Origin of the sequence: Cupriavidus basilensis OR16, assembly GCF_000243095.1 — a bacterium.
Classification (GTDB): Bacteria; Pseudomonadota; Gammaproteobacteria; order Burkholderiales; family Burkholderiaceae; genus Cupriavidus; species Cupriavidus basilensis_D.
In genome coordinates this window covers 100949-107487 of record NZ_AHJE01000057.1, presented here as the reverse complement: position 1 = coordinate 107487, position 6539 = coordinate 100949, and the positions used below count along the sequence as shown (strand labels likewise).

The 6539-nt window shown below is 66.4% G+C and carries 5 protein-coding genes and 1 pseudogene; all 6 read right to left on the bottom strand.

What is annotated here, in order from left to right; genetic code table 11:
* The coding region (locus OR16_RS21680) for a CoA-binding protein (RefSeq protein WP_006160092.1) at window positions 1-949 on the bottom strand (949 nt) is incomplete at its 3' end.
* 4 nt (window positions 950-953) lie between these two features.
* A complete protein-coding gene (locus tag OR16_RS21675; RefSeq protein ID WP_006160091.1) occupies window positions 954-1754 on the bottom strand; it encodes an enoyl-CoA hydratase/isomerase family protein in 801 nt (266 codons plus the stop codon).
* A 47-nt stretch (window positions 1755-1801) separates the two neighbouring features.
* Entirely contained in the window at window positions 1802-2737 is a 936-nt protein-coding gene (locus OR16_RS21670) for a tripartite tricarboxylate transporter substrate binding protein (protein ID WP_100227951.1), read from the bottom strand.
* Window positions 2738-2981: 244 nt separating this feature from the next.
* The gene (locus OR16_RS21665) at window positions 2982-3710 is read right to left on the bottom strand and encodes a class I SAM-dependent methyltransferase (protein WP_006160089.1); all 729 of its coding nucleotides are present in this window, start codon (window positions 3708-3710) and stop codon (window positions 2982-2984) included.
* 51 nt (window positions 3711-3761) lie between these two features.
* Window positions 3762-5387, bottom strand: a complete 1626-nt coding sequence (locus OR16_RS21660; protein WP_050983060.1) for a histidine kinase N-terminal 7TM domain-containing protein — start codon at window positions 5385-5387, stop codon at window positions 3762-3764.
* A 227-nt stretch (window positions 5388-5614) separates the two neighbouring features.
* Window positions 5615-6534 (bottom strand): annotated as a pseudogene (locus OR16_RS21655) (acyl-CoA dehydrogenase family protein).
* Window positions 6535-6539: the final 5 nt, after the last annotated feature.

Genomic DNA, 6539 nt, shown 5'->3' with positions numbered 1-6539 from the left:
CGGTCGAGGTCAGGACGGCAACCCGGTTGCCGCACAGCACCCTGCCGGTGGCGAGCGCGGCGGGCATGTCGAGCAGGTCCGCGAAGGTTTCCGCGCGGATCACGCCGACCTGCCTGAACAAGGCGTCGTACATCCGGTCCGCGCCGGCGAGCGCGCCCGTGTGCGATACCGCGGCACGCGCCCCGGCCTCTGAGCGGCCGATCTTGAACACCACCACCGGCTTGCCTGCCCTGGCCGCCTTCAGCGCGGCGGCGCGGAATCGGTCGGGATGGCGCACGCTTTCCACGTACAGCGCAATCACGCGGGTGGCCTCATCGTCCGCCAGGTAGTCGATGAAGTCGGCTAGGTCGAGGTCCGCCTCGTTGCTGGTGGAAACCAGCTTGGAAAGCCCGATGCCGCGCGCGGCGGCGCGAGACAGCAATGCGCCAAGAATGCCGCCGCTCTGCGAAACCACGCCGATGTTGCCGGCGGGAAAATGATCCATTTCCAGCGCCCCGCTGGCCGACAGCGGAATATTGTCAGTCAGGTTGACCAGGCCGATGGTGTTGGGGCCCAGCAGGCGCATGGAGCCGGCGGCCTCGATCAGTTCGGCCTGGCGGTGCGCGCCTTCGGCGCCGGTCTCCGAGTAGCCGCTGGCCAGCACGATGGCGGCGCCGGTGCCGAGTGCGGCCAGCTCGCGCACGGCCAGGTGGGCGCGCTGCGCGCCGAGCAGGACGATGCCGACATCCGGCACCTCCGGCAACGAGTCGATATCCGCATAGCAGCGGATGCCGTCGATCTCGCTCACCTTCGGATTGACCGGGTAGATAGCGCCGGCGAAGCCGTGCTTCTTCAGGTAGGCGATCGGGCGCCCGGCGGTCTTGGCCGCATCGGCGGAAGCGCCGACGATAGCGACACTGCGTGGCCTGATCAGGCGGGCAATGGCAGAGCGTGTGTGGTCCGCGTTCATGATGTCAGGCTTTATCCTTTCCCGCCATCTTGGCGAGGAATGCCAGCACGGATTCCCGGTGCTCGCTGCTGGTGTAGCAGATGCCCTGTGCCTGGCTGCCCTGCGCGAAGACCTGCTCGGCCGGTAACTCAAAGGTCTGGTTCAGAATGGATTTGCCCAGCGCCAGAGCCGTCGCGGAGCCCTGGCTCAGCTCGGCCGCCCATGCACGGGCATTGGCCAACAGCGCCTCCGGCTCGCTCACGCGATCCGCGATGCCCAGTTGGAGGGCCTCGGTGGCATCGACCTTGCGCCCGCTGAAGATCAGTTCCTTGGCTGTGGACAGCGCGGTGCGGCGCGGCAGGAAGTACATGCCGCCGCCATCCGGAATCAGGCCACGGTGGATATACGACCAGGCAAAACTAGCGCTTTCCGATGCCATCACAAAATCGCAGCTCATGGCCATATCCGCGCCCAGCCCGGCGGCGGCGCCATTGACCGCGGCAATGGTCGGCTTGGGCATGTTGTGCAGCAGCGCCACGGTACGGTGCACCCGTTGCTGGCGCGACCAGCCGTTGAAGGCAACCTCGCCCGCCGGCGCATCCATGCGCCGCTGCATGCCGGCGACGTCGCCGCCGGCGCAGAAGCCCTTGCCGTTGCCGGTGAGCACCAGCGCGCGAATGCCCTTGTCTTGCGTGACGTGCTCCAGGGCGGCGATCAGCTCGGTGCGCATGTCGTCGGTGATGGCGTTGCGCTTCTCAGGGCGGTTCAGCGTCAGGGTGGCGATCCCGGCGTCGATGTCGAGGGTGATCAATGAAGTGGTGTTCATGGTGGGTCTCTCTATCCTGTTTTCTTGTGCTGATGCGAAAGGCGCGGCTACTCGGCGGTGATCCTCGCTTCCTTGACCACCCGGCTCCAGCGCACCTCCTCGGCGCGCACATAGCGGCCGAATTCCTCGGGCGTCCCCGCGCTGACTTCCAGGCCCTCGGTCTCGGCGCGCTTGCGGAACGCCTCGGTCTGCACCGCTTTCCTGGCCGCCGCGTTCAGGCGGGCAATCACCGGGGCAGGCGTGCCGGCCGGCACGAAGAGCCCGTACCAGCTCTCGGCCACATAGCCAGGCACGCCGCTTTCCGCGATGGTGGGCACCTTGGCCAGGCCGGGGCTTGCCGAGCGCTTTGCGGTGGTCACTGCGATCGCGCGCAGCTTGCCGTTTTCCAGCAGCGTGCCGACTGCCGAGGCCGTGGCGAACATCACATCTACCTGGCCGCCCAGCAGGTCGGTGATGGCGGGGCCGGCACCTCGGTAAGGAATGTGGTTGAGGTCGACTTTGGCCAGTGACTTGAACAGTTCACCGGCGAGGTGCGCGGAGGTACCGGGTCCCTGGGAGGCGAACGAGATTTTCCCCGGCTTGGCCTTGGCGGCAGCGATCAGGTCCTGCACCGTCTTGTAAGGACTGTCCGGGCGAACCACCAGCACGTTGGGCGACTGGCCTACCAGCATCACCGGCGCAAATGCCTTGTCGGTGGCGTAGGGCAGCTTGGCATGGATGCTCGGGTTGACCGCGTGCGCAAACGTGGCCATCACCATGGTGTAGCCATCCGGCGCGCTCTTGGCCACCGTGTCGGAGCCGATGATGGTGCCGCCGCCAGGCTTGTTGTCGATGATCACCGGCTGGCCGAGATCTTGCGACATCGTCACGCCCATGGTCCTGGCGATCAGGTCGGTGCCACCGCCCGGGGCGAAGGGCACGACGAGGCGAATGGGCTTTTCCGGGAAGGCCGCGGCGTTGGCAGCTGGGGCCAGCGCGCCCATGGCGGCAAGCGGAATGGCCAACGTGGCCAGCGCCCTGTTGAAGAGGGGGAATGAGTTCGGCACTTGCGTCTCCGTCTGGGTTTTTTGATGGGACAGGTGCCATTTCTTGCCCTGCCCGTCGCTGATCGATGAACCCAGATTAAGCGCAAATACGGTCAAATACAGCCCTTCATTTCCGCACGGTGGAATTGAGATCAGACCCCGGTGGACCTGCTCGCGACCAGCTTGGCCGCCCGCCCGGTCGCTACCGGCATCCCGATACTACCGTCATGACAAGCGGCCGCGGAAACTTCCCGGATGCGTCAAGATGCCGCCCCACGTAGTCGCGCAGGTCAGCCTCAATGGCGCCGTGGAGCGATGCCGGTACCTCTTGCCACAAATGCATCGACCGCACGTGCGCAACGGCATGCTCGATCGAAAGCGACTCCATGGTCGGGATCCGCTCTTCCCGGACCGCGTGAAAGCCGCCGGCGCAGAGCGTCCCGGCAGGCTGGTATTCGGCCTTGGGCCGCGCGCGGCTCAGTGCCACGTAGCGGCCGACGATGCCAAGGATGACCTCGCGAAAATCGCTCGCGTCGTTCTTGTTGACCACGACGAAGGCCGCGCCTGGCATCAATACGCGCTGGATGTTGCGCACTGATACATCGTCCGAGAACCAGTGAAACGCGCCGAAGGCGGTGGCCCCGCTGAACGCCGCATCGGCAAAATCCAGGCGATCGGCGCCCATTACCTGGTACGCGCCCGCTTGCCCCAGCAAGCGCGCCTCGTCGATCATGTCCGGGTCAACGTCGATCCCGACCGGGCGAAAGCCGCGCGCGGTCAGTTGCCGGGTTGCGATGCCCGTGCCGCATCCGATGTCGAGGATGGCTTGTGTGCCTGCCGCCCCCAAGATATCTGCGACCTTGTCCATCACAGCCGTGCTGTATGACTGGCGTGTCTGGTTGTAGATGGCAGCGGATTCGCCGAATGACATGAGGGGGTACTCCTGGGAGGATGGCCGATCCGGCCAGTCAATGAAAGCTGTTCAGCCCGGGTACGCAGGCGACGCCACCGGGTCGCGCATCATGAAACGGTCGCGGCCGTTGCGCTTGGCCTCGTACATGGCTGCGTCGGCTTTATCGAGCAGGAATTCCAGTGACGGCGAAGCCGGGATTTCGCAAACCGCGCCGACGCTGATGGTGACGCACGGGTGCTCTGGCCAGCCGCCATGCGGCAGCGCCAGCGAGCGCACGGCATTCAGCAGGCGCACGCCGACGTCCCGCGTATGGGCTGGCGTGACCCCTGGCAGCACGATGGCGAACTCTTCGCCGCCAACGCGGGCGCAGAAGTCGCCGGGGCCGTTGCGCATGGCTTCGCCGATGGCGGCGGCCACGCGGCGCAGGCATTCGTCGCCGTGCACATGCCCGTGGAGATCGTTGTACTGCTTGAAGTAATCGACGTCGATGATCAGCAGGCCGACCGGATTGCCGCGCTCAAACGCGTCCGCGATCGCGGCGGCGGCCTCGCGCTGGAAAAAGCGCCGGTTGAGCGCGCCCGTGAGCGCATCGCGATACAGGTCGGCCTCGATACGCGAGAGCTTTTCCTCGGTTTCGCCGAGCCGCACCGCCAGGCTGGAGTTCTCTACCGCCAGCGCTTGTTCGCGCGAGCGGAAGCGCGTGACGTCGCGGAGAAACACAATGATCCCGACCGGCTGCCGGTTCAGGTTGCGCACCGAATCCACGGTGAGCTCGTAGTCGACGCGCTCCTCCGAAATCAGGTGCGAAGCGCCGCTGCCGGGCGCGCCGCGGCGGCTGGCAGCAATCGCGTCCCGCCAGGCCGGCGGAAACGGGCTGCCCCGCTCCACCTCCACCAGCAGGCGCCGCGCGGCGGGGTTGAAGTCCACGATGATGTCGTTGGCATTCACGATCACGCAGCCCTCTTGCAAGGCATCGAAGACCCTGAGCCTGGCATAGTGGCCAACATCATCCAGGTGCCCACGCAGCGCGCATAGCCACACCAGCACCGCCGTCACCGAGAAGGTGGCGGGGGTCAGGTCGCCACCCAGCGGACCTGTCCATCCGCGCAAGTACGCGACATTGGCCACCAGCGTCAACGCCAGGCCGCCCGCAAGCACCGCTCTGCCCCCGCGGGTCAGGCTGCTGCCTGGTTCGCGGGCCGTCAGCAGGAAGTAGACGCTGATCAGCAACAGCAGGTAGGTATAGGCAGCCGCCGCGGCATATGCCGGGCCATGGCCAAAGACGGCGCCCGGCGCCGCGCCACCCGGCACCAGCTGGATCGACGTCCAGATCAGGTGGTGCCGTTCATTGGTGAAGACCAGGGCCAGCGTCACGATATTGATGACGATAGGCAGCGACAGCAGCGACCAAGGGATGACGAATCTTGGCCGGCTGAGCTGGACGATGGCGCAGAGCCAGCCGATGGGCACGGCGACAATGCCGGCATATTGCACCTTGGCCCACAGGATGCGTGTTTCCAGGTCGGGGGAATTCAACTCTAGCAAGCGGCCGCCGCTCCATAGCGCGCTCCCCAGGGCCAGCGCCAGGAAGGCCTTGACGATGGGGTCGTCCCGCCGCGTCCAGGTTGCGACGGCAACCGTCAGGCTTCCGACGACCGCAAAGGTTAGACAAAGGACTAGGGGGTACGAAGGCATTCGGCCAGTTCCAGGACGCGCGCGCCCGCCGGCAGCGCCGGCGGCGGATTCTCTGGTCGGATTATAAAGCGGCGCGGCGGGGCTGATCCGTGCGTGGATGCGTTAGCTTGGTGATGGTTGGTATTGGTTCTTAAGGGGCCGGGGGGCATGGGGCATGGGGCATGGGGCATGATCGAGTGCGTCAATCGACATGCCAGCCCCCTCCCGTTCCCGCCTCCTCTCCCGCCTCAAAACCCCAACTGCCGCGCGGCCAGGTCCTTCATGATTTCCTCCGACCCGCCGCCGATCATCATGACCTTGACCTCGCGGTACACGCGCTCGCTCAGGGTGCCGCGCATGAATCCCATGCCGCCCAGGATCTGCACGGCCTGGTCGGCGCAGAACTGCATGGCCTGGGTGGCCTGGATCTTGGCCATGCAGGTGCGCGCCACCAGTTGCGCCGGGTCGCCAGCCTGGTGCTGCACGCGGTAAGCCAGGTCGTAGACGAGGTTGCGGGCGGCTTCGATGCGCAGGGCCATGTCGACCAGCTTGTGGCGGATCACCTGGCGTTCCACCAGTGGGTGGCCAAATGTGCTGCGCTGGCGCGCCCAGTCCAGTGCTTCCTGCAGGCAGGCTTCGGCATAGCCATAGGCGCTGGCGCTCATCCCCAGCCGCTCGGCGTTGAAGTTGCGCATGATGACCTGGAATCGCCGTCGCGCACGGCGGTGGTCTTCAGGCTGGCCACGTCGGAGCCGCCGCCGGGCTCGGTAATGGCCAGGGCAGCGATCTTGTCGCCAGCGATGACCGCGGGCAGCACGCGTTCCTGCAGCGCCTGGCTGCCGGCCGCAACGATGGGCGGCACGCCGATGGAGTGGGAATGCAGCGATGCGTTGACGCCACCGGAGCCGCAGCGGGCAAACTCTTCCGCCTGGATCAGGTGGTAGAAGATGTCGCCGGGCGTGCCCCCGAAGTGTTCCGGGTAACCCAGCCCAAGCAGGCCGACTTCCGCCGCGCGGCGGTATAGCGAGCGCGGAAAGGTCCCGGCTTCGTCCCAGTCGTTCACATAGGGGGTGATCTCGCGGGCGACGAAGTCGCGCAGCGTGCTGCGGAACTGTTCGTGCTCGGCGGTGAAATAGTGGGCAAGGGGCGGCAGGGTCAGGAGGCTCATCGTGG

Coding starts and splice junctions, on each gene's coding strand:
- OR16_RS21665 (WP_006160089.1), bottom strand. CDS start 3,710: ATGTCATTCGGCGAATCCGCTGCCATCTACAACCAGACACGCCAGTCA.
- OR16_RS21670 (WP_100227951.1), bottom strand. CDS start 2,737: ATGGGCGCGCTGGCCCCAGCTGCCAACGCCGCGGCCTTCCCGGAAAAG.
- OR16_RS21675 (WP_006160091.1), bottom strand. CDS start 1,754: ATGAACACCACTTCATTGATCACCCTCGACATCGACGCCGGGATCGCC.
- OR16_RS21660 (WP_050983060.1), bottom strand. CDS start 5,387: ATGCCTTCGTACCCCCTAGTCCTTTGTCTAACCTTTGCGGTCGTCGGA.